The organism is Azospirillum palustre, from assembly GCF_002573965.1.
Lineage (GTDB): Bacteria > Pseudomonadota > Alphaproteobacteria > Azospirillales > Azospirillaceae > Azospirillum > Azospirillum palustre.
In genome coordinates this window covers 189899-212431 of the sequence record NZ_PDKW01000042.1, presented here as the reverse complement: position 1 = coordinate 212431, position 22533 = coordinate 189899, and the positions used below count along the sequence as shown (strand labels likewise).

Below are 22533 nucleotides of genomic sequence, written 5' to 3'. Positions count from 1 at the left end.
TCGTCGCCGTCCCCCGGGGCATCCCCCAGGGTATCCGCCCGGTATTCCGTCACCATATCGCGGTCGACAGGACGGCGCGGCGCTCCTATGGTCTCGCCGACCGGACGAGCGAATTCAGAAAGGAACGGGCGCATCATGGCGAAAAAGGACGGAGTCAACGGCAAGGGCGGCCAGTTCAGCGGGACGCCGGCCGACCGGCTGGTCCGGCTGTGGCGCAACAACGACGAGCGCTTCGGCGCCCTGCTGGACGAGGTGCTGGACGGCAACCGCCAAGGCGTGATCGAGGCCGCGGTGGGCAAGCTGCGCGAGGAGGAGAGCTACGACTTCATGGACGAGGTCGAGGCCTTCTCGGAAACGGCGCAGAGCACCGACGAGCAGGGCGACCCGACCCTGTCGACCCTGTTCTGGGTGGCGCTGGAGATCGATGGCCGGCTGGACGAGCCGCCGTCGGTCGACACCATCGAACGCGCGCTGGATTCGGCCGGGCTGCTGGAGAAGGCGTCCGACATGCGCCTGCTGCCGCTGTGGCTGGATCCGGAACCGCTGTCCTACCTTGAGGCCGCCGACCGCCGCACCCTGCTGCGCCGCCTGATCGACTCGACGGAGGCGGCGGAGGCCTTCGTGCGCGAACAGGATCTGGTGGCATCTCCCGACGACGCCGGCATCCGCCTCGTCGGCGTCGTCGGCCTGGTGATCGAGGAGGATGCCGAGCAGGATGGCGAGGCGATGCCCGACCCGCTCAACCTCGGCTTCGCCGGCGAAGGCCAGGAGATGGAGATCGACCCCATCGAGCAGGAGCGCATCCGCCAGTCGATGGCCGCCTTCACCGAGGCGGTCGCCGCCGCCGACCCGCGGGTCAAGCGCTGCGAGCCGGTCGGCGGGCTGAACGACCTGCTGGACTTCACCGCCGAAGGCGTGTGGCCGGACGACGTGGATGCCAATTTCGACGAGGTCAACGACTTCCTCGACATCGCCGGCAACGAGACCGGCGACGGCGTCCTCGACGTGACGGTGAGCGAGGGGCCGGACGGCTTGCAGCTGCGCGCCTACAACTCCGACGGCGTGCTGCTGGACGAACGGTCGTTCGACCTGAGCGGCGACCGCGCGGAAGAGGCGCTGGCCCTGATCAAGCGCCGCTGCCGCCGCGTCAGCGAAGGCTGACCGCTATATATTTCCCTCTCCCGGGGCGGGAGAGGGCATTGGCTTCCAATCAGGCCCCCGGCGCCACCACGAAGCAGGCCATGCCCTGGTTGACCAGCCCGCTGCACGCGTTGGCCGCGTCCTGCTGCGACAGGCCTGACAGGCGGGCGCGGTAGAGCGGCCCGGTCTGGGTATCCACCGCCTGCACGATCCTTTGCGAGCGCGACAGCACCGGCACCGAGCTGCGGGCGCGGTCGATCACGCGCTGGCTGTCGTCGGGCGAGCGGAAGGCGCCGAGCTGCACCGTCCACACCCCGCCGCCGGCGGTCGCCGCACCTGCCATCGTCGCCACCGGCCGCGGCGCCGGAGCATCGGGGGGGGAGGTATCGGGCGCCACCACGCGCACGGCCGGGGCCGGAGCGGGGGAGGGCAGGGCCGCCACCGCAATCGGCGGACGGCTGGCTGCCGGCCGGCTGCCGGCGGGCGGCGTGTAGGACGGCGCGGGATTGACGGGCGCCGAATAGGAGGAGGACGGCCGGGCGTAGGGCGAGCCGTAATCCGGCGGCGAATCGGACGAGGTGGATGGCGGTGCGCTGACCAGCACGATGTCGGCGCCGTTGGGGGCCGGGGTGCGGTTCAGCCGCGGCCCGACCGACGCGATATAGCGCCTGGTCTCGCCGGGCAGGCTGCGCTTGCCGGCCAGATAGTCGCCGTAGCAGCCGGGACCGCAATTGTAGGCGCCGAGGAAGCCCGGCGCGCCGAACAGATTGTACATCTCGCGCAGGTAGGCGGTGCCGGCGATGATGTTGTCATGCGGATCGAACGGGTCGGACCCCAGATTGTGCTTGCGCCGCATCTCGTCATAGGTCGCGGGCATCACCTGCATCAGGCCCATGGCGCCGGCCTTGCTGACGATGGGTTTGCCGTTGACGGTGGTACGCCCGCCGCTCTCCTGGCGAATCACCTCGCGGATCCACAGCTCCGGCATGTCGAACCGCTTGGATGCCTCCGCGACATGGGCATCGACCTCCTCCGGAGAGGCAACGCGATGTGAACCGCTCCCGCTGGCGCAGGCGCTCAGCAGGGCGGTCAAGGCGGCGCAGGTCAGCAACGGCTTCAGGCGACGCACGGAACCCCCGGTCATCGTTCAGTTCAATCTTTTGGATAAGCCCGATTTGGAGGTACGGACATTTGCACATTCCCGGCCCGCCGTAAACCGTCCCAGCTGTGACCTTCGACGCGGCCGGAGAGCGCGGAGGGGGAGGGGGCTGTATAGTCCTTCGGACGCGCAAGCGGCCGTCCGGGCATCTGCCGTCCGGGGCGGCCTATGGCGGGATTTCCGTTGCCGGGATTTTGCGGCGACCGGCTTTCGCGGCTCTCAGCTCTCCCGGTCATCGTTGGGATCGCGGCGGGTGGCGAGTTCGCGCATCAACCGTTCCTTGGCGGTCTTCCGGCTCGGCCGGCCGCCGCCGCGCCCGAAGAGCCCGCCCAACAACCCGCCCGGCTTCGGCGCGTCCTCCGGCTCCTCGGTCATCTGGGCACGCTCCGCCTCGCGCCGGGCCAGCATGGCGGCGCGGTCGACCAGCGGGGTGCGCAGCCGGCGCGGCAGCGCCTTGAAGGCGAGGTTGGCGCGTTCCAGGTCGGCGATGTCCTCGGTGGAGCGGGCGATGCGCAGCGCCACCCGCAGCAGGTCGAGCCGCCACGCATCCTCCGGCGCATGGGGCAGCGTCTCCGCCGCCGCCAGCAGGGTATCCAGCCCCTTGCCGGTCAAGGCGCTGGTGGATCGTTCCCCGCTGGATTGCTCCCCATTGGGTCTGTCGGTGTCGCGGTCCCGTCCCATTCCGTCATCGAAGCTGTCGCACCGAAGGCGGACTTTAGGACGCCGACCGCCGCTTTGTCTGCCCCCAAGCGGGGGCCACACCGTTTGGGTGGGGGAGGGCAGGGCATTTGGCTGTGCCGGGAGAGGCAAGACGTCGGGTCGTCTGCTGGAGAAACCTGGGAATTGGACATGGCTTGTGGCGCTGCTTTGGGCTCAGGTGCCGAATATCTATGCACATGATTCTTCACTAATGCTTTACTCGATCAAGGTGTCGCCAGAGCAAGACGGAATGTTCCTGGGAAGATGTGGTTGCTCCGCAAATACAGTTAGCGTTTTCTTCATCATTTCCGACCGTAGCTAATTTTATAGTATGCAGAGACGGTATGGCCGGGCGAAGGCCAGGGCAGCTCTATCCGATCCTGCGGTACAGCCAGGAGAGCGACCATGTTCCGCGGAATGAAGATCGGTGCCCGTCTGGCGGTTGCTCTGGCGGGAAGCGTCGTGCTGGCGGTCGGTGCGACCACGCTCAGCAATTTGTGGCTCAGCCACCTGCTCGTCGAACATGCCGCCGACAACCAACTGAAGACGCTGCAGGAATTCCTGGATGCGAATGTCGCGAGCGAGGCCCGGCGTGCCCTGACCCTTGCCCAGGCGCTGGCGGGGAACGGGGAAATCCAGGCTGCGTTCGCCGCCCAGGACCGCAACCGTCTTGCGGGCATGCTCGTGCAGGGGTTCAAGGATCTCAAAGAACAGCACGGCATCACCCAGATGCAGTTCCACACGCCGGCATCGGTATCGTTCCTGCGGGTTCATCGACCGGAGAAATTCGGCGATGACCTGTCCTCGTTCCGCTTCACCGTGGTCGAGGTGAACAAGAGCCACAAGCCGGTCTTCGGGCTGGAGAACGGTGTGGAAGGCCTTGGCATCCGCGGCGTCGTGCCGATGGTCAGCCAGGGTGCCCAGATCGGCTCCTTCGAGGTCGGCCTCTCCTTCGGCAAGCCGTTCTTCGAGGCGTTCCACAAGGAGACCGGTGCCGAGGTCGCGTTCCATACCGTGAAGGACGGAGGCTTCGAAACCTTCGCCTCGACCTTCCGCGAGGCGCTCGCCCTCGGCCAGGATCGGATGAAGGACGCGCTGATCCGGGAATCGGAGGTGCAAACCTACCAGCTCGGCGGCGCCAATTACGCCGTCCGGCTCGCTCCCGTCCGCGACTATCGCGGAACCGCCATCGGCTTCTACACCATCGCGATGGACCGGAGCGCGTTCGACACGGAAATTGCGGAGGCGCGAACCTCGGCGATCCTGATCGGATTGGCGGTGCTCGCGGTGGCGCTCGGTGTTGCCTGGCTGGTGAACCGGGGCATCGCACGTCCCATTCAGGGGATGACCGAGTCGATGGGCGACCTCGCCAGGGGGAACACCGATATCCGCGTTTCCGGGATCGGGCGCCGCGACGAGATCGGCGCCATGGCGGACGCGCTCGAGGTTTTCCGCCACGGCATGATCGAGACCGAGGCGCTGCGGGCCGAGCAGGAGGTTCTGAAGCAGCGGGCGCAGGAGGACCGGCGGGCGGCGATGCTCGACCTTGCCGACCGTTTCGAAGAAAGGGTCGGCCGTCTGGTCGGGGCCGTATCCTCGGCTGCGACGGAAATGGAGGCGTCCGCAGGGTCGATGTCGTCCACCGCGGAGCAGACGAACCGGCAATCCGCCGCGGTGGCCGCGGCCTCGGAGCAGACGTCCGCCAATGTCCAGACGGTGGCGGCGGCGACCGAGGAGCTTGCCGCCTCCATCACCGAGATCGGCAGCCAGGCGTCGCAGTCGCAAAGCGTGGCGGGCAATGCCGTGACCGATGCGAGGCAGACCGACGAGGCCGTGCGCAAGCTGGCCGACAGCGCGAAGCGGATCGGGCAGGTCGTGGATCTGATCCAGGATATCGCGAGCCAGACCAATCTCCTGGCCTTGAACGCGACCATCGAGGCGGCAAGGGCCGGTGAAGCCGGGAAGGGCTTCGCCGTGGTGGCTTCCGAAGTCAAGGCGCTCGCCACCCAGACCGCACGGGCGACGGAGGAGATCAGGCAGCAGATTTCCCAGATGCAGCAGGATTCGGACGGTGCCGTCGACGCCATCAAGGGGATCGGCGGAGTGATCGGCGAGATCAGTGAGATCGCCGCGGCGATCGCGGCGGCGGTCGAAGAACAGGGCACCGCCACGCAGGAAATCTCGCGCAATGTCCAGCAGGCGGCCGTCGGAACTCAGGAGGTGTCCTCGCACATCGTCAGTGTGCGCGAGGCTGCCAACGAAACCGGGGCGGCGGCGGCGCAGGTCCTCGGTGCGGCCCAGGAACTGTCGCATCAGGCGGAGGTCCTGGCGGCCGAGGTCAAGGGCTTCCTCGACAGCGTCCGGGCGGCATAGCGGACAGCCGGTCGGCGGGCCGTCGGAATAAAAGCGGTCCTCTTTCCATTCCGGGAAGAGGACCGCAAGTTACTCGGGGAACTGCGCGGCTGGATGCCGGCAACCATGCCGGCGCCCGCAGGGGCAGGCGCGGCATCTCGAACCCGGCCCTTCGCAATGGCGCGGAAGGGCCGGAGCGTTCACCTCATTCCGCGGCCTGCGCCACGGTCAGGCCCAGCCGCTTCGCCACGCCCTCGCCATAGGCCGGGTCGGCGGCCAGGAAATGGTTCAGCTGGCGCTGCTGGATGGTCAGCGGGGCGTTGCGCAGGCTGCCGGCGATGTTGTCCATCAGACGGCCCTGCGCCTCTGCGCCGATCAGGCGGAACAGGGCACCCGCCTGGGTGTAGTCGTCGTTGCCTTCGCGGTGGTCGTAGTGGGCGGCATCGCCGCTGATGCGCAGCGGCGGCTCGCTCGCCACGCCGGTCTGGGTCGGGCCGCCGAAGCTGTTCGGTTCGTAGTTCGGCCGGCCGCCGCCGTTGCCGTCGGTGCGCATGGCGCCGTCGCGCTGGTAATTGTGCACCGGGCAGCCCTGCGGCTTGTTCACCGGGATGGTGGCGTAGTTGCCGCCCAGCCGGTAGCGGTGGGCGTCGGCATAGGCGAACAGCCGGCCCTGCAGCATCTTGTCGGGGCTGAAGGAGATGCCGGGAACCACGCTGGCCGGGCTGAAGGCCGACTGCTCGGTCTCGGCGAAGAAATTCTCCGGATTGCGGTTCAGCACCAGCTCGCCGATCTCGACCAGCGGGTAATCGGCATGCGGCCACACCTTGGTCAGGTCGAACGGGTTGATGCGGTAGCCGTCGGCCTCGACCTCCGGCATGATCTGCACCGAGACGGTCCAGGCCGGGAAGTCACCGTCCTCGATGGCGGCGTACAGGTCGCGGGTGGCGTGATCGGGGTCGATGCCGCTCATGGTTTCCGCCTGTTCGGCGGTCAGGTTCTGGATGCCCTGGCGGGTCTTGAAGTGGTACTTGACCCAAAAGCGCTCGTTGGCCGCGTTGATCCACGAGAAGGTATGGCTGCCGAAGCCGTCCATGTGGCGATAGCCGCGCGGGGTGCCGCGGTCGCTGAACAGGATGGTCAGCTGGTGCATCGTCTCCGGCGACAGCGAGAAGAAGTCCCACATCGCGGTGGGGTCCTTCAGGTTGGTGGCCGGGTTGCGCTTTTGGGTGTGGATGAAGTCCGGGAACTTCAGCGGATCGCGCAGGAAGAAGACCGGCGTGTTGTTGCCGACCAGATCGTAATTGCCCTCTTCCGTATAGAACTTCACGGCGAAGCCGCGCGGGTCACGGGCGGCGTCGGCGGAGCCCTTCTCGCCGCCGACGGTGGAGAAGCGCAGGAAGACCTCCGTCTCCTTGCCCACGCCCGACAGGAAGGCGGCCTTGGTCCACGCCGTCACGTCGCGGGTGACGCGGAAGGTGCCATAGGCGCCGGCGCCCTTGGCATGCACCACCCGCTCCGGAATGCGTTCGCGGTTGAAGTGGGCCAGCTTCTCGATCAGGTGGAAATCCTGGAGCAGCAGCGGACCGCGCGGCCCGGCGCTCAGCGAATTCTGGTTGTCGGGAACGGGCTGGCCGAAGCTGGTGGTCAGGGTGCTCATCCGGGTCATCCTCGTTGGGGCGGTGTCGCCTGAAGCGGCATCATTGTCTCGCCCCTGGTTATCCGGCGTCTTGAACGATATATCCAAGACATAGAAGAAAATGCACCAATAGGCGCTGTCTATGAATGTCTCCGGCACTCTCTCCGGCCTGTCCCTGCGTGACCTGGAATATGTCGTCGCCGTCGCCGAACTGCGCCATTTCGGCCGCGCCGCCGAACGCTGCGCCGTCAGCCAGCCGTCGCTGAGCGCCCAGATCCGCAAGCTGGAGGAACTGCTCGGCCTCTCCCTGTTCGAGCGGACCAGCCGCAAGGTGCTGCTGACCCCGCGCGGCGAGGCCATCGTGGCGCAGGCCCGCATCGTTCTGGAGGAGGCGCGGCGCCTGCTGGCGCTGGCCAACGGGTCGGACGGGGCGCTGAGCGGACGGCTGCGGCTGGCGGCGATCCAAACGCTCGGCCCCTACCTGTTCCCGCACATCCTGCCGCAGCTGCGCAGCGCATGGCCTGAGTTGACCCTGATCCTGTCGGAGGGACGCACCGACAGCCTGCTGGACGAACTGCGCGACGGCCGGCTCGACGCCGTTCTGCTGGCCCTGCCGGTGGAGGCCGACGGGCTGACCGCCGAAGCGCTGTTCTTCGAACCCTTCCTGCTCGCCCACCCTGCCGGTCATCGCCTGTGCGGCGCCCCCCACCTGTCGCTGGGCGATCTCGATCCGGCGGAGCTGCTGCTGCTGGAGGAGGGGCATTGCCTGCGCGATCAGGCGCTGGCCGCCTGCGGCCTCAGCGCGCGGGGCGGCGGCGTGCATGCGACCGGGCTGGAAACCCTGCGTCACATGGTGGCGGCCGGGGCGGGCTGCACGCTGATGCCGTTGCTGGCGACCAGGGGGGATGAGGGACGGACCGCCACAGTCGGCGGGCTGGTCGATTACCGCCCCTTCGACGGGACATCCGCAGGGGGGCGGCCGCCCGGCCGCGTCATAGGTCTGGTCTGGCGGAGCAGCGATCCGCGCGACCGCGGCCTTCGCGATCTGGCGGCCTTGCTGCACCGCACCCTGCCGCCGGGCACGGAATCCGTTCTATCCCGAAGAGATGACTGAAGCGGGAGGAACAAGCGCCCATCGGCCGGGTTGAAGGCTCGGTTCGTGCTCCTCACTGTCCAGGAGGACCGGACAATGACTTTCGATCCAGGCGGAGAAACGGGCGACCATGGCAAACATCCTGAAACAGGCAACGCGGCTCGGTGAAGGATTGCCCTTTCCCCTGGGGGCTACATGGGACGGGCTCGGTGTCAACTTCGCCTTGTTTTCCGCAAACGCCACCAAGGTCGAACTGTGTCTGTTCGATGAAAGCGGCGAGGAGGAGCTTGAGCGCATCGAGCTTCCCGAATTCACCAACGAAATCTGGCACGGCTATCTGCCCGACGCCCGTCCCGGCCTGCTCTATGGCTATCGCGTGCACGGCCCCTACGAGCCGGAGAACGGCCACCGCTTCAACGCGAACAAGCTGCTGCTGGATCCCTATGCCAAGGAGCTGGTCGGCGAAATCCGCTGGAACCCGGCCCATTTCGGCTATGTCATGGAGTCGGGCGACGACCTGACCTTCGACGAGCGCGACAGCGCGCCCTTCATGCCCAAGTGCAAGGTCATCGACCCCGCCTTCACCTGGGGCCGCGACCACAAGCCTGGCACCGCCTGGGACCGCACCATCTTCTATGAAACCCATGTGAAGGGCTTCACCAAGCTGCATCCGGCGGTGCCCGACAGCCTGCGCGGCACCTATGGCGGCATGGCGGTGAAGGAGGTGGTCGACTACATCAAGTCGCTCGGCGTCACCTCGGTCGAGCTGCTGCCGGTCCACGCCTTCGTCCAGGACCAGCATCTGGTCGACAAGGGGCTGGCGAACTATTGGGGCTACAACTCCATCGGCTTCTTCGCGCCGGAGCCGCGCTATGCCGCATCGGGCAACACGATCAAGGAATTCAAGGAGATGGTCGCCCATCTCCACAATGCCGGGCTGGAGGTGATCCTCGACGTCGTCTACAACCACACGGCCGAGGGCAACGAGCGCGGGCCGACTCTGTCCTTCAAGGGCATCGACAACGCCTCCTACTACCGCCTGCTGCCGGACCAGAAGCGCTACTACATCAACGAGACGGGGACCGGGAACACCGTCAATCTCAGCCACCCGCGCGTGTTGCAGATGGTGACCGATTCGCTCCGTTACTGGGCGACGGAGATGCATGTCGACGGTTTCCGTTTCGACCTCGCCACCATCCTGGGCCGCGAGCCCTATGGCTTCGACGAGGGCGGCGGCTTCCTCGACAGCTGCCTGCAGGACCCGGTCCTCAACAGCGTCAAGCTGATCGCCGAGCCGTGGGACTGCGGCCCCGGCGGCTATCAGGTCGGCAACTTCCCGCCGGGCTGGGCGGAGTGGAACGACAAGTTCCGCGACACCGTCCGCGCCTTCTGGAAGGGCGACGAGGGCAAGCTGCCGGAGGTGGCGCCGCGGCTCTGCGGTTCGGGCGACGTCTTCAACAAGCGCGGCCGCAAGCCGTGGGCCAGCGTGAACTTCATCACCGCCCATGACGGCTACACGCTGAACGACCTCGTTTCCTACAACGACAAGCACAACGAGGCGAACGGCGAGGGCAACAACGACGGCCATTCCCACAATCTGTCCTGGAACCACGGGGCGGAAGGGCCGACCGACGATCCGGAGATCAGGTCGCTCCGCGAACGGCAGAAGCGCAACCTGCTGGCGACGCTGCTGCTGTCGCAGGGTTCGCCGATGCTGCTGGCCGGCGACGAACTGGGCAACACCCAGCACGGCAACAACAACGCCTACTGCCAGGACAACGAGACGGCCTGGCTGAACTGGGACGATATCGACGAGGACGGCCAGTCGCTGATCGAGTTCGTCCGCCGCGTCATCGCCATCCGCCAGTCCTTCCCCATGCTGCGCCGCGGCCGTTTCCTGTCGGGCGAGTACAACGCCGAGTTCGACGTGAAGGACGTCACCTGGCTGACCCCGGCCGGGGACGAGATGGAGGAGGGCCATTGGCACGACGGCAACGCCCGCTGCCTCGGCATGCTGCTGGACGGCCGCGCCCAGGCCAGCGGCATCAAGCGCCCGGCGATGGACGCCACCCTGCTGCTGGTCATCAACTCCCACCATGACGTGGTGGAGTTCACCCTGCCGGAAGTGACCGGCGGCAGCGTCTGGCGTTGCCTGCTCGACACCAACCTGCCCGACCCGGACGAGGTGCCGCGCGTCAACACCGGCGAGGGCTATATGGTGACCGGCCGCTCGCTGCTGCTGCTGGCGCTGGAACCGGACGGCAAGACCTCCTTCGCGCTCCGCCGCGCCGCCCGCGCGCTGCGCAACGTCGCCGAAAGCCCGACCCTGTCCTTCGGCGAGGAAACCGCCGAGACGGCGAAGCTGGCGGAAACCCCGGCGGAGACCGCCAAGGCTGGCAAGAAGAAGGAGCCCGCACCGGCGACGGGCGACGCCTCCGCGAAGACATCCACCTGACCCATCGCCTTGTTTCCCCCTCTCCTTGCAAGGGAGAGGGGGCCTCCCGGACCCCGGACCACCCGCCATGAAACTCTACGAATGCCAGAACTGCCACCAGCCTCTCTATTTCGAGAACACGCTGTGCGAGCGCTGCGGCTACCGGCTCGGCTATCTGCCGGATGCCGGAACCCTTTCGGCCATCGATCCCACCGACCATGACGGGGTGTGGAGCGCGCTCGCCACCAGCGAACCGCTCTATAAATTCTGCGCGAATGCCGAACTGGACGCCTGCAACTGGATGCTGCCGGCCGATTCGGCCGATACCCACTGCGCCGCCTGCCGGCACAACCACATCATTCCCGACCTGTCCGACACCGACAATCTAACGCGCTGGCGCAAGCTGGAACTGGCCAAGCATCACCTGTTCTACACCCTGACCAACCTGAAGCTGCCCTTGCAGACCCGGATCGAGAATCCGGAGGAGGGGCTGGCCTTCGATTTCCTGACCGACACCGTGGCCCCCGACGGCACGGTGACGCCGGTGCTGACCGGCCATGCCAACGGCCTGATCACCATCAATGTCGCCGAGGCCGACGACGCCGAGCGCGAGAAGCGCCGCACCGACATGGGCGAGCCCTACCGTACGCTGCTCGGCCATTTCCGGCACGAGATCGGCCATTACATATGGGACCGCCTGGTGCGCGACGACCCGGCCCTGCTGGAGCGGTTCCGCTCCCTGTTCGGCGACGAGCGGGAGGATTACGGCGAGGCGCTGAAACGCCATTACGCCAACGGCGCGCCGGCCGACTGGCAGGCCAACTTCGTCAGCACCTATGCCACCGCCCACCCGTGGGAGGATTTCGCCGAGACCTGGGCGCACTACCTGCACATCGTCGACACGCTGGAGACCGCCCGCGCCTTCGGCCTGAAGATCCGGCCGCGCATCACCGAAGGTGCCGAACTGGAGGCGGAGGTCGACTTCAATCCGCACAAGGCCCGGCGGATCGAGGATCTGATCGAGCCGTGGCTGCCGCTGACCTATGCGGTGAACAGCCTGAACCGCAGCATGGGCCAGCCCGACCTCTACCCCTTCATCCTGTCGCCGGCAGTGATCGAGAAGCTGGGCTTCATGAACGGGATGGTGCGGGGGCTGGAGGGTCGCTGAACGCCCGCTAACCCTCCGCCCCCATTACCGACCTGATCCAGCGCACCGCGCGGTTGCGCCCGTCGCGTTTCGCCTTGTAGAGCGCGGCGTCGGCGTGGCGCATCACCGTCGCCATGTCGCGGTCGTCCTCCGGCCAGGAGGCGATGCCGATGGAGCAGCCGACCCTGATCCGCTCGCCGTTGAACGACACCGGTTCGTTGACGGCGGCGATGATCCGGGCGGCCAGCTCCGCGGTGTCCGGGGCCGGGCGGCCGGCGCGGCGGGGAAGCACGGCGGCGAACTCGTCGCCGCCCAGCCGGGCGACCACGTCGTCGTCGCGGAAGATGCTGGCCAGCCGGCCGCCGATCTGGCGCAGCACGACATCGCCGGCATCGTGGCCCAGCCGGTCGTTCACCGGCTTGAAGCCGTCGAGATCGATGTACATCACCGTCGCCGAGCCGCCGCCCGTGCCGGTGGAGGCCTCGACATACTGCTCGAAATAGCGCCGGTTCGGCAGCGCCGTCAGCCGGTCCTCATAGGCGATGTCCTCCAGCCGCATCAGCGCGGCGTCCTTGTTGGTCAGGCTGTCGATCATCTCGCGCAGCGATGCGGAAAGCCGGCGGATCTCCGCCGCACCGCCGACGTCGGGGATGGCGACGCCGCGCTCGCCCTTGCCGATCTGCTCGGCGGCATCGGCGATGGCGCCCAGCGGACGGGCGATGCGGCCGGCGGCGATCCAGCCGAGTCCGCTGAACAGCAGGGCCAGCAGCGCGCCCACCCCGACGATCATCGTCCGCAGGCGGTTGGTCTCGGCATTGACGATGTCGGCCGGCTGGCTGGCGACGACGGTCCAGCCCAGCCCGGCGTAATCGTGCAGCCCCTTGCCATGGGCGACGCCGGTCACGTAGGTGATGCCGTCGGGCCAGACCTCGCTGCGCCAGCCGTCGCGCTGCCTTGAGGTCAGCGTCGCCACCGGGAGGGGTTTCCCGACGGCCGGATCGGGGCCGATCAGCACGGTGCCGTCAGCCGACAGGATGTAGAGCGTCAGTCCCTTGTGGTCGGCGAGCGGCTCGACCAGCTGCCGGATCAGGGCGTGCGCCCATTCCCAGCTGTAATGGGTCGCCAGCACGCCCACCGTGCTGCCGTCCGCTTTTTGCAGCGGGGCGGACACATCGACGAATTTTGGCGTTTCGCCTTCCAGGTAGGGCACCTTGCCGCGCAGCGCCACCGCCTCGTGCACGTCGCCGACGAACAGGCCCTTCATGCCTTCCTGATGGACCGGACGGCTGGAGATGTCGGCCCCCATCAGCAGCCCGTTGGACGCGGCGACCACCCGCCCGTTCACATTGGTCATGCCGATCCAGGCGATGGTCGGGTCGCGGCGCTTCAACTCGTCGATGGTCGACTGCGCCACCGCCGGGTCCTTCAGCGCGTCGATGCGCGACAGCGCGGCGATCTGGTTGGCGCGCGCCCACATGGTCGAATCGAGCTGCCGCGCCAGCGATTGCGCCAGCCCGGTCATCGAGTTGCCGACCTCCTTCGCCAGCGCATCCGCCGCACCGTTGCCGACCACCAGCCCCTTCACCAGCGTCGAGCCGAGCAGCAGGACGGCGACGGTGACCGCAACGGTCGCCCGCAACCCTATGGCCCGGCCCGGCTTGCGGGCCGGCCTGCTGCGCTCTCCGGCAGTGCTGCCGCTCGGCTGTCCGATGGCCGTCATCGTGGCATGATCCTTTCGGGCGATCTCGGCCCAGGCCGGATAAGGAACGGTCTGTGAAGACGCTCTATCATCCCAGCCCTTTATAAAGGGTCAAGCGGAACCATGACTTTACTGTGCAATCTGCGGGCGTGTCCGGTCGCGCTCCGGACCCGTTTCGAGCGCATGGCGATCAAAAAAGTTCGCAAAGCTGACTTTCAGCATATTGCGTAAAAAGGAAAAGGCCGCTAGCTATACAGCCGCGGCCCGAGTTTAGGGAGGAAACGCCTGAAAGGCGATAGAAACAACAAATAATGCTGCGTCGCCGAAAATCCAGCCCGATGAGGCTGGATTTTTCGTTTCCGCCGCAAGAATCTTCCTCTCAGCGCCGTCGCCCCGTCAATGGGGGATTCCCCGGAGGGTTGGTTGCGCTATCATGTCGGCCCAACGAACCATAAGATCGGGAAGAGTCCTCATCATGAAACGGCGTGCGTTTCTCACCAGCGCCGGCGTCGGCCTTGCCGCCGCCGGGACCGTCGCGGCTCCGGCCATCGCGCAATCCTCCCAGCCCGAGATCAAGTGGCGCATGGCGTCGAGCTATCCCAAGAGCCTCGACACCATCTATGGCGCGGCCGAATTCATCGCCAAGCGCGTGTCCGACGCCACCGACGGCAAGTTCCAGATCCGCACCTTCGCGGCCGGCGAGATCGTCCCGGCGTTGCAGGTGCTGGACGCGGTGCAGAACGGCACGGTCGAGTGCGGCCAGTCGGCGGCCTATTTCTATGTCGGCAAGGATCCGACCTTCTGCTTCGACACCGCCATGCCCTTCGGCCTGAACACCCGCCAGCACATCGCCTGGATGATGCATGGCGGCGGGCTGGAGCTGATGCGGGAGGTGTTCAAGGACTACAACATCCACCACATCCCCGCCGGCAACACCGGCGCCCAGATGGGCGGCTGGTTCCGCAAGGAGATCAAGAGCCTGGACGACCTGAAGGGTCTGAAGATGCGCATCGGCGGTCTGGTCGGCCAGATCCTGACGCCCTTCGGTCTCGTGCCCCAGCAGCTCGGCGGCGGCGACATCTATCCGGCGCTGGAACGCGGCACCATCGACGCGGCGGAGTTCGTCGGTCCCTATGACGACGAGAAGCTCGGCTTCCACAAGGTCGCCAAATACTATTACTACCCCGGCTGGTGGGAGGGTTCGGCCCAGATCCCGCTGATGTTCAACATGCAGGCTTGGGAATCCCTCCCGAAATCCTACCAGACCATCCTGGAGCAGGCCTGCTGGGAGGCCAACAGCTGGATGATCGCCAAGTACGACACGCTGAATGCCTCCGCGCTGAAGCGTCTGGTCGGCGCCGGCGCCGTGCTGCGTCCCTTCCCGCGCGACATGATGCAGGCCTGCGAGAAGGCGGCGTTCGAATTCTACGACAAGCTGGCCGCCAGCAATCCCCGCTTCAAGAAGGTCTATGACGGCTGGAAGCCGTTCCTGGAGCAGGAGCGCCTGTGGTTCCGCGTCGCCGAGAACGGCTTCGACAGCTTCGTCTACAGCCAGGCGGCCCAGCAGAAATAAGTCTGGAACGCTGAGCCGCAATGGGGCGGGTCGCCTGCGGCGATTCGCCCCGGCTTTCATGGCAAACACTGATTTTCATGCCGCCGTATGTCCGCTATCTCGATCATCGGTCTTCTCAATCGCACGCGGATGGAGCACACTGACGGTCTAAGTGTGGGCATCGCCTTCGCATTTGCACAAAAAATCGGCAAACTGTTGAATTGATCAAGACATAGCCATTCCTCTTGTCTATTTTCTTAAACGCGTGTTACCGTCAGGGCCAGAAAGACGGACCGGGTTGGGGTGGCGTACCCGGCCCTCAGGTCGCCTGTGACGGGAGCGGACGGATGGACGGCGGGATGATCGCGACGACAGATACCCTGGTGCGCTTCACCGGGGTGCAGAAGACCTACGATGGCGAGCATCTCGTGGTGAAAAGCCTCGATCTCGACATCCGCAAGGGCGAATTCCTGACGCTGCTGGGGCCGTCGGGGTCGGGCAAGACCACCACGCTGATGATGCTGGCCGGGTTCGAGGTGCCGACCCAGGGCGACATCTTCATCGGCGACCGCCCGATCAAGAACGTGCCGCCGCACAAGCGCGACATCGGCATGGTCTTCCAGAACTACGCCCTGTTCCCCCACCTGACCATCGAGGAAAACGTCGCCTTCCCGCTGTCGGTCCGCGGCGTTTCCAAGGCGGAAACCAAGGATCGGGTCCGGGCCGCGCTCGACATGATCAAGCTCGGCAACCTCGCCGGCCGCCGTCCCGGCCAGCTGTCGGGCGGCCAGCAGCAGCGCGTGGCGCTCGCCCGCGCCCTGGTCTTCAATCCCGCACTGGTGCTGATGGACGAGCCGCTGGGTGCCTTGGACAAGCGGCTGCGCGAGCATATGCAGCTGGAGATCAAGCGCCTGCACGAGACGATGGGCCTGACCGTCGTCTACGTCACCCACGACCAGGGGGAGGCGCTGACGATGTCCGACCGCATCGCGGTCTTCAACGACGGCATCGTCCAGCAGATCGACCGGCCGGATGCGCTGTACGAGCGGCCGGTGAACAGCTTCGTTGCCAACTTCATCGGCGAGAACAATGTTCTGAGCGGCGTTGTTGAAAATATCGAACAGGGCTGGGCGCGGGTCGCGCTGGATGCCGGCGGTTCGGTGGTGGCGCAGGCGGTGAACATCGGCGGCACCGGCAACCGCACCTCGCTGTCGCTCCGTCCGGAGCGCGTGGCGATCGAGACCGGCGACAGCGGCGACAGCACGATGAACCGGCTGCCGGCGACGCTGACCGACCTGATCTATCTCGGCGATCACACGCTGGCGGTGCTGAGCACCCCGGCCAACCCGGAATTCATGGTCAAGCTGCCGGCCGGCTCCTATGCCGGCCTGGCGCCCGGCCAGGACGTCTACATCGCTTTCCGCCCGGAGGACTGCCGGGCGCTCGATCCGGTCTGAGGACGTGGTTCTCAGGACCAGGGTGCCTTCAGCAACAACAACCACGACGAATAAGGACGGGGATCATGTCGAAGATTAAGGTGGCTCTCGGTTTCGCTGCGACCTTCACCGCCCTCACGGCCCTGTCATCGGCGGCCAGCGCCCGCGACCTCACCGTCGTGTCGTGGGGCGGCGCCTATCAGGACGTCCAGAAGAAGGTGTATTTCGAGCCGTTCAAGGCCACCGGCACGGCGATGAACGACGAGTCCTGGGACGGCGGCGTCGGCGTCCTGCGCGCCAAGGTCCAGGGCGGCGCCTCGACCTGGGACGTGGTCCAGGTCGAGAGCGAGGAGCTGGCGCTCGGCTGCGACGAGGGCCTGTACGAGAAGATGAACTTCTCCAAGATCGGCGGCGAGGATGCCTATCTGCCGTCGACGGTCAACGCCTGCGGCGTCGGCGCCATCGTCTATGACTTCGTCCTGGGCTACGACAAGGACAAGCTGAAGGACGCGCCGAAGAGCTGGGCCGATTTCTTCGACACCAAGAAGTATCCGGGCAAGCGCGGCCTGCGTCAGGGCGCCAAGACCACGTTGGAAATCGCACTGATGGCCGACGGCGTGGCGCCTGCCGACGTCTACAAGGTTCTGGGCACCGAGGCCGGCATCGACCGCGCCTTCAAGAAGCTCGACACCATCAAGAGCGACATCGTCTGGTGGAAGGCCGGCGCCCAGCCGCCGCAGCTGCTGGCGTCGGGCGAAGTGGCGATGACCTCGGTCTACAACGGCCGCATCGACGCCGCCAACAAGAAGGAAAAGAAGAACTTCGGCATGGTGTGGAACGGCGCGCTCTACACCGTCGACAGCTGGGTCATCCTGAAGGGCAGCCCGAACGTCGATGCCGCCTACAAGTTCCTGAGCTTCGTCGGCAAGCCGGAGAACCAGGCCAAGCTGTCCGAAGGCATCGCCTACGGCACCTCGAACAAGAAGGCCCCGGCGCTGCTGCAGAAGGCGGTCCTGGCCGACCTGCCGACCGCGCCGGACAACATGAAGAGCGCGGTGGAGATCAACACCGACTTCTGGCTGGAGAACATCGACCGCCTGACCGAGCGCTTCAACAAGTGGGCGGCCAAGTAAGCGTTAGCTTTTCGTAACTGCGCTCTACACCCTCTCCCCCCTGGGGGGAGAGGGGCGGGGTGAGGGGAATGCACAGCAGCACACATCGGGCCGCGATGTATTTCCCAACTTAAGTTTTTGCGGATCACTTTCCGCCCTTCGGTGACCGGACGCCATGCGTCCCCCTCACCCTAACCCTCTCCCCGCTTTCGGCGGACCTATGGTCCGCCTGTCGCGGCAGCGCAAACTTTGTTTGCGCGTAAGCGGGGGGGAGAGGGGATGGTCCCGGTTTTTGGGGCTTTATGCACCTGCGTCTTTCCAACAGGACAATGCCGATGACAGCCGCATTCGTTGCCGGCGCCGACGTGCCGTTGAAGCGTCGATTGAAACGGGCCGAGCGGACCCGGCAGTTCCGTGCGCTGGGTCTGGTGCTGCCGCTGCTGGCCTTCCTGCTGTTCACCTTCGTCGTGCCGCTCGCCGGTATGATCTGGAAGTCGGCCGACGACTGGGAGGTGCCGCAGGTGATGCCGCAGACCGTCTCGGCGCTGGAACATTGGAACGGCCAGGGCCTGCCCGACGAGGCCGCCTTCGCCGCACTCGCCGCCGACATGCGCACCGCGCGCGAAGCCGGAACGCTGGCTGTCGCGGCCAAGCGGCTGAACTACATCGTCAACGGATACCGCACGACGCTGCTCTCCACCGCGCGCAAGCTGAAGGAGCAGCCCGCTCCCGGCACCGCGAAGGAGACGCTGATCGGCCTCTCGCCCGCCTGGGGCGAGCGCGAGAGCTGGACGGCGATCAAGAGCGCCAGCGGCCCGGTCACCAGCTATTACCTGCTGGCCGCCGTCGACCTGACCCGCAACGCCGACGGCGCCATCGTGGCCGCCCCGCCGGATCAGGCGATCTACCGCGACGTCTTCATCCGCACCTTCACCATCGGCTTCGGCGTCACCGCGCTCTGCCTGATCCTGGGATTCCCGGTCGCCTATCTGCTGGCGAACCTGCCGACCGGCCGGTCGAACCTGCTGATGATCTTCGTGCTGCTGCCCTTCTGGACCTCGCTTCTGGTGCGCACCTGCGCCTGGATCGTGATTTTGCAGAGCGAGGGCATCGTCAACGGCTCGCTGCAATGGCTTGGCGTGATCGACGAGCCGATGCGGCTGATCTACAACCGCTTCGGCGTCTACATGGCGATGACCCATGTGCTGCTGCCCTTCATGATCCTGCCGCTCTACAGCGTCATGCGCGGCATCTCGCCGGCCTACATGCGGGCCGCCGCCTCTCTGGGCGCGCCGCCGGCCACCGCCTTCCTGCGCATCTACCTGCCGCAGACCATTCCGGGCATCGGCGCCGGCTGCCTGCTCGTCTTCATCCTGGCCATCGGCTACTACATCACGCCGGCGCTCGTCGGCGGGGCCGCCGACCAGATGATTTCGTCCTTCATCGCCTTCTACACCACGGAAACGGTCAACTGGGGCCTCGCCTCGGCGCTGGGTGCGGTTCTGCTGCTCTCCACGCTGGTGCTGGCGCTGGTCTACGGCAAGCTGGCGCTCGGCCGCCAGACGACGGGAGGTCTGAAGAATTGAGCGCGAACCATTCCCCCCAGACAGCCAGCCAGCGCTTCGCCTGGATGGCGACAATCGTCGCCTCGACGCTGGTGTTCATCTTCCTGATGGCGCCGATCCTGGCGATCGTTCCGCTCTCCTTCAGCTCCAGCACCTACCTGACCTATCCGCTGCCCGGCCTGTCGCTGCGCTGGTACGAGGATTTCCTCGGATCCGCGCGCTGGATGAACGCGCTGAAGAACAGCGTCATCATCGGCGTGGCGTCGTCCATGCTGTCGATGGCGCTGGGCACGCTGGCCTCGCTGGGGCTGGCCCAATGGAAGAGCAAGTGGAAGCCGCTGGTGCTGGCCATCGTGCTGTCGCCGATGGTGGTGCCGGTCGTCATCACCGCGGTGGGCGTCTATTTCTTCTTCGCGCCGCTGGGTCTGACCGGCAACTATCTCGGCCTGATCCTGGTCCACACCGCGCTGGCGACCCCCTTCGTCGTCATCACCGTGTCGGCGACCCTGCAAAGCTTCGACATGACGCTGGCGAAGGCCGCCGCCTCGCTGGGCGCGCCGCCGCTGCTGACCTTCCGCAAGGTGATCCTGCCGCTGATCCTGCCAGGTCTGGCGTCGGGTGCCCTGTTCGCCTTCGCCACCAGCTTCGACGAGGTGGTGACGGTGTTGTTCCTCGCAGGTCCCGAGCAGCGCACGCTGCCGCGTGAGATGTTCAGCGGCATCCGCGAGAACATCAGCCCCACCATCACCGCGGTGGCGGTGGTGCTGACGGTGATTTCGGTCTGCATGCTGTCGACGCTGGAAATCCTGCGCCGGCGCAACGAGCGGCTGAAAGGGAAGGCGGAGTAGGGGGCCTGTAGAGCGGCTGCGGCATCGCCGTGGTGGAAAGTCCGGCCGCTCTGCCCTATCTTTTCGGTGGTTGTTGTGATGAGGGATCGCGATGTCCGCTGTGCCGTTCGACACGTTGCGCTTTGCCACGAAACTGCAAGCCGGCGGCTTCTCGGTGGAGCAGGCGCGCGCAGCGGCGGAGGCTTTCGCCGAAGCGACGAGCCAGGAAATCGCGACCAAGGCCGACATCGCCACCTTGCGCAACGATATCCGCAGCGATGGTCAGATCATGGAGCGGGACCTGAAAATCTGGTTCGGCAAGATGATGGCATGGCAGCTCACCGCGATTGCCGGCCTGCTGGGCATCGCAACCGCGGTGGTCAAGCTGATCTGATCCGGCGTGATTCGATCCGGTGGAAGCGGCCGTTACAGATAGGGCGGGGTGCAGGCGCTGATCACCTCGCACTCCACTTCGCCGATGTTGCGGAAGCGGTGGCTGACGCGGCTATCGAAGAAATAGGCGTCGCCGGGGCCGAGAAGCTGCTTGCGGTCACCAACCGTCAGTTCGATCTGCCCCTTGATGACGATGCCGCCTTCCTCCCCCTCGTGCTGGAGCATGGTGCGGCCGGTGTCGGCGCCGGGGGCGTAGCGTTCGTGGAGGATTTGCAGGTTGCGGCTGCGCAGGTCGCCGACCTGCCGGAAGGAAATCTGGCCGACGGTGCCCTTCAGTTCGCCGGCCAGTTCGATCAGCTCGCCGCCCTTGAAGAAGATCTGCTCGGGTGGCGGCAGATCGTCGGAGGAGAAGAATTCGGCCAAGGTCATCGGGATGCCCTGAAGCACCTTGCGCAGCGACGACACGGACGGGCTGCTGCGGTTCTGCTCGATCAGAGAGATCGTGCCGTTGGTCACTCCGGCCCGCTGGGCGAGCGCCCGCTGCGACAGCCCATGCTGTTCGCGGATCTGCTTCAACCTGGCGCCGACATCGAATTCCATCACCGGACTCCTGCTCCTCACCCACTCTAGGCAATAGCCCATTCGCGCAACCCCGTCATTAGAATATGAACAGCTAAACAGGGGTTGTTTAATTTATTAAACATGGTAGGCTTCTGTCCAAGGTCCAGGCCCCCGCGCAGGAAATCCTTGATTACCAAGGAAGTTTTCGCCGGGCGTGGCCGGCCGGTTCCATAAATCCTTCATCCAGGGCGGATCGAACATGCTGTCGCTGAACGACCAGGGCCTTCTCCGAACCAAGGGCTACGTGAACGGTGCGTGGCGCGCGGCCGATTCCGGGAAGAGCTTCCCGGTCACCAACCCCGCCACCGGCGCCGTCATCGCCGAAGTGTCCGACATGGGCGCTTCCGAGACGCGCGAGGCCATCGACGCCGCTAACGCCGCCCTGCCGGCGTGGAAGGCCAAGACCGCCAAGGAGCGCGCGGCCATCATGCGCCGCTGGTACGAGCTGATCCTCGCGGCGCAGGAGGATCTGGCCCAGCTGATGACCGCCGAGCAGGGCAAGCCGCTGACCGAATCGCGCGGCGAGGTCGTCTATGGCGCGTCCTTCATCGAGTGGTTCGCGGAGGAGGGCAAGCGCGCCTACGGCGACGTGATCCCGAGCTTCGCCGCCAACAAGCGCATCGTCGTGCTGAAGGAGGCGATCGGCGTCGTCGCGGCGATCACGCCGTGGAACTTCCCGAACGCCATGATCACCCGCAAGGTCGCTCCGGCGCTGGCCGCCGGCTGCACCGTGGTGGTCAAGCCGGCCGAGGACACCCCGCTGTCGGCGCTGGCGCTGGCCGAACTGGCCGAGCGCGCCGGCTTCCCGGCCGGCGTCTTCAACATCGTCATGGGCAGCGAGCCGGCCGCCATCGGCAACGAGCTGACCCACAGCCCCATCGTCCGCAAGGTCAGCTTCACCGGCTCGACCGAGGTCGGCAAGCTGCTGATGCGGCAGGCCGCCAGCACGGTCAAGAAGGTGTCGCTGGAGCTGGGCGGCAACGCCCCCTTCATCGTCTTCGACGACGCCGACCTGGACGAGGCGGTCAAGGGCGCCATGGCGTCGAAGTACCGCAATGCCGGCCAGACCTGCGTCTGCGCCAACCGCCTCCTGGTCCAGGCCGGCGTCTATGACGCCTTCGCCGCCAAGCTGGCCGAGGCCGTCAAGGCGCTGAAGGTCGGCGACGGCACCGAGGCCGGCGTCACCCAGGGTCCGCTGATCAACGCCGACGCCATCGCCAAGGTGGAAGAGCTGATGGGCGATGCGCTGGAGAAGGGCGCCACCGTCGCTCTCGGCGGCAAGCGCCACGCGCTGGGCGGCACCTTCTTCGAGCCGACCATCCTGACCGGCATCACCACCGAGATGCGCGTCGCCCGCGAGGAGATCTTCGGACCGGTCGCCCCGCTGTTCAAGTTCGAGACGGAAGAGGACGCCATCCGCATGGCGAACGACACCGAGTTCGGGCTTGCCGCCTATTTCTACAGCCGCGACATCGGCCGCGTCTGGCGCGTGGCGGAAAAGCTGGAATACGGCATCGTCGGCATCAACGAGGGCATCATCTCGACCGAGGTGGCTCCCTTCGGCGGCGTCAAGGAGTCCGGCATTGGCCGCGAAGGCTCCAAGTACGGCCTCGATGATTTCATGGAAGTCAAATATCTCTGCGTCGGCCTCGGCGCCTGACCGTCGTC

The 22533-nt window shown here is 66.4% G+C and carries 17 protein-coding genes; 12 read left to right on the top strand and 5 right to left on the bottom strand.

Features of this window, described 5'->3' with window-relative positions; genetic code table 11:
* Positions 1–135 precede the first annotated feature (135 nt).
* Positions 136–1161 (top strand): thioredoxin domain-containing protein, encoded by a 1026-nt coding sequence (locus CRT60_RS18775; RefSeq protein WP_167421767.1) that lies wholly within the window; start codon positions 136–138, stop codon positions 1159–1161.
* A gap of 49 nt (positions 1162–1210) precedes the next feature.
* On the opposite strand, the gene CRT60_RS18770 is transcribed toward CRT60_RS18775, so the two are convergent.
* Complete coding sequence (locus tag CRT60_RS18770; RefSeq protein WP_098738079.1) at positions 1211–2284, bottom strand: transglycosylase SLT domain-containing protein; 1074 nt, start codon at positions 2282–2284, stop codon at positions 1211–1213.
* A 234-nt stretch (positions 2285–2518) separates the two neighbouring features.
* Complete coding sequence (locus CRT60_RS18765; RefSeq protein WP_244592605.1) at positions 2519–2911, bottom strand: hypothetical protein; 393 nt, start codon at positions 2909–2911, stop codon at positions 2519–2521.
* A gap of 504 nt (positions 2912–3415) precedes the next feature.
* Here CRT60_RS18765 and CRT60_RS18760 point away from each other — a divergent pair.
* Positions 3416–5371 carry a methyl-accepting chemotaxis protein gene (locus CRT60_RS18760; RefSeq protein WP_161958092.1) on the top strand — a complete coding sequence of 652 codons (1956 nt, stop codon included), beginning with the start codon at positions 3416–3418 and terminating at the stop codon, positions 5369–5371.
* Positions 5372–5555: 184 nt separating this feature from the next.
* Here CRT60_RS18760 and CRT60_RS18755 read toward each other — a convergent pair whose 3' ends face one another.
* Complete coding sequence (locus CRT60_RS18755; protein WP_098738076.1) at positions 5556–7007, bottom strand: catalase; 1452 nt, start codon at positions 7005–7007, stop codon at positions 5556–5558.
* A gap of 121 nt (positions 7008–7128) precedes the next feature.
* Between CRT60_RS18755 and CRT60_RS18750 the strand changes: the two genes are divergently transcribed.
* The 3 genes from CRT60_RS18750 (at position 7129) to CRT60_RS18740 (ending at position 11681) form a co-directional block, all read left to right on the top strand.
* Positions 7129–8100: a LysR substrate-binding domain-containing protein gene (locus CRT60_RS18750; RefSeq protein ID WP_098738075.1), complete on the top strand. Its 972-nt coding sequence runs from the start codon at positions 7129–7131 to the stop codon at positions 8098–8100.
* 109 nt (positions 8101–8209) lie between these two features.
* Positions 8210–10534, top strand: coding sequence for a glycogen debranching protein GlgX (glgX, locus tag CRT60_RS18745; protein WP_244592604.1), 2325 nt, complete (start codon positions 8210–8212; stop codon positions 10532–10534).
* A 67-nt stretch (positions 10535–10601) separates the two neighbouring features.
* Positions 10602–11681, top strand: a complete 1080-nt coding sequence (locus tag CRT60_RS18740) for a zinc-binding metallopeptidase family protein (RefSeq protein ID WP_098738074.1) — start codon at positions 10602–10604, stop codon at positions 11679–11681.
* A gap of 7 nt (positions 11682–11688) precedes the next feature.
* Here the strand turns inward: CRT60_RS18740 and CRT60_RS18735 are convergent, their stop codons facing one another.
* Entirely contained in the window at positions 11689–13380 is a 1692-nt protein-coding gene (locus tag CRT60_RS18735; RefSeq protein WP_098738073.1) for a GGDEF domain-containing protein, read from the bottom strand.
* A 454-nt stretch (positions 13381–13834) separates the two neighbouring features.
* Here CRT60_RS18735 and CRT60_RS18730 point away from each other — a divergent pair, with 454 nt between their 5' ends.
* From CRT60_RS18730 to CRT60_RS18705, 6 genes are all read left to right on the top strand, one after another.
* Positions 13835–14932: a TRAP transporter substrate-binding protein gene (locus CRT60_RS18730; protein ID WP_098738072.1), complete on the top strand. Its 1098-nt coding sequence runs from the start codon at positions 13835–13837 to the stop codon at positions 14930–14932.
* A 326-nt stretch (positions 14933–15258) separates the two neighbouring features.
* The gene (locus tag CRT60_RS18725; RefSeq protein ID WP_098738071.1) at positions 15259–16368 is read left to right on the top strand and encodes an ABC transporter ATP-binding protein; all 1110 of its coding nucleotides are present in this window, start codon (positions 15259–15261) and stop codon (positions 16366–16368) included.
* Between the two features lie 65 nt (positions 16369–16433).
* Positions 16434–17480: an ABC transporter substrate-binding protein gene (locus CRT60_RS18720; RefSeq protein ID WP_098738070.1), complete on the top strand. Its 1047-nt coding sequence runs from the start codon at positions 16434–16436 to the stop codon at positions 17478–17480.
* 314 nt (positions 17481–17794) lie between these two features.
* Complete coding sequence (locus CRT60_RS18715) at positions 17795–19045, top strand: ABC transporter permease (protein ID WP_098738069.1); 1251 nt, start codon at positions 17795–17797, stop codon at positions 19043–19045.
* On the top strand, positions 19042–19872 hold the full coding sequence (locus tag CRT60_RS18710; protein ID WP_161958091.1) for an ABC transporter permease: 831 nt from the start codon (positions 19042–19044) through the stop codon (positions 19870–19872). Before CRT60_RS18715 ends, CRT60_RS18710 begins: the two co-directional genes overlap by 4 nt.
* Before the next feature lie 91 nt (positions 19873–19963).
* Positions 19964–20245: a hypothetical protein gene (locus CRT60_RS18705; RefSeq protein ID WP_098738068.1), complete on the top strand. Its 282-nt coding sequence runs from the start codon at positions 19964–19966 to the stop codon at positions 20243–20245.
* A gap of 32 nt (positions 20246–20277) precedes the next feature.
* On the opposite strand, the gene CRT60_RS18700 is transcribed toward CRT60_RS18705, so the two are convergent.
* On the bottom strand, positions 20278–20844 hold the full coding sequence (locus tag CRT60_RS18700) for a cupin domain-containing protein (RefSeq protein ID WP_098738067.1): 567 nt from the start codon (positions 20842–20844) through the stop codon (positions 20278–20280).
* Between the two features lie 220 nt (positions 20845–21064).
* Between CRT60_RS18700 and CRT60_RS18695 the strand changes: the two genes are divergently transcribed.
* Complete coding sequence (locus tag CRT60_RS18695; protein ID WP_193548456.1) at positions 21065–22525, top strand: NAD-dependent succinate-semialdehyde dehydrogenase; 1461 nt, start codon at positions 21065–21067, stop codon at positions 22523–22525.
* Positions 22526–22533: the final 8 nt, after the last annotated feature.

Excerpts from the sequence above, each read along its gene's own strand:
- CRT60_RS18775 (WP_167421767.1), top strand. The coding sequence starts at position 136 with ATGGCGAAAAAGGACGGAGTCAACGGCAAGGGCGGCCAGTTCAGCGGG.
- CRT60_RS18770 (WP_098738079.1), bottom strand. The coding sequence starts at position 2,284 with ATGACCGGGGGTTCCGTGCGTCGCCTGAAGCCGTTGCTGACCTGCGCC.
- CRT60_RS18760 (WP_161958092.1), top strand. The coding sequence starts at position 3,416 with ATGAAGATCGGTGCCCGTCTGGCGGTTGCTCTGGCGGGAAGCGTCGTG.
- CRT60_RS18755 (WP_098738076.1), bottom strand. The coding sequence starts at position 7,007 with ATGAGCACCCTGACCACCAGCTTCGGCCAGCCCGTTCCCGACAACCAG.
- CRT60_RS18750 (WP_098738075.1), top strand. The coding sequence starts at position 7,129 with ATGAATGTCTCCGGCACTCTCTCCGGCCTGTCCCTGCGTGACCTGGAA.
- glgX (WP_244592604.1), top strand. The coding sequence starts at position 8,210 with ATGGCAAACATCCTGAAACAGGCAACGCGGCTCGGTGAAGGATTGCCC.
- CRT60_RS18740 (WP_098738074.1), top strand. The coding sequence starts at position 10,602 with ATGAAACTCTACGAATGCCAGAACTGCCACCAGCCTCTCTATTTCGAG.
- CRT60_RS18735 (WP_098738073.1), bottom strand. The coding sequence starts at position 13,380 with ATGACGGCCATCGGACAGCCGAGCGGCAGCACTGCCGGAGAGCGCAGC.
- CRT60_RS18730 (WP_098738072.1), top strand. The coding sequence starts at position 13,835 with ATGAAACGGCGTGCGTTTCTCACCAGCGCCGGCGTCGGCCTTGCCGCC.
- CRT60_RS18725 (WP_098738071.1), top strand. The coding sequence starts at position 15,259 with ATGGACGGCGGGATGATCGCGACGACAGATACCCTGGTGCGCTTCACC.
- CRT60_RS18720 (WP_098738070.1), top strand. The coding sequence starts at position 16,434 with ATGTCGAAGATTAAGGTGGCTCTCGGTTTCGCTGCGACCTTCACCGCC.
- CRT60_RS18715 (WP_098738069.1), top strand. The coding sequence starts at position 17,795 with ATGACAGCCGCATTCGTTGCCGGCGCCGACGTGCCGTTGAAGCGTCGA.
- CRT60_RS18705 (WP_098738068.1), top strand. The coding sequence starts at position 19,964 with ATGTCCGCTGTGCCGTTCGACACGTTGCGCTTTGCCACGAAACTGCAA.
- CRT60_RS18700 (WP_098738067.1), bottom strand. The coding sequence starts at position 20,844 with ATGGAATTCGATGTCGGCGCCAGGTTGAAGCAGATCCGCGAACAGCAT.
- CRT60_RS18695 (WP_193548456.1), top strand. The coding sequence starts at position 21,065 with ATGCTGTCGCTGAACGACCAGGGCCTTCTCCGAACCAAGGGCTACGTG.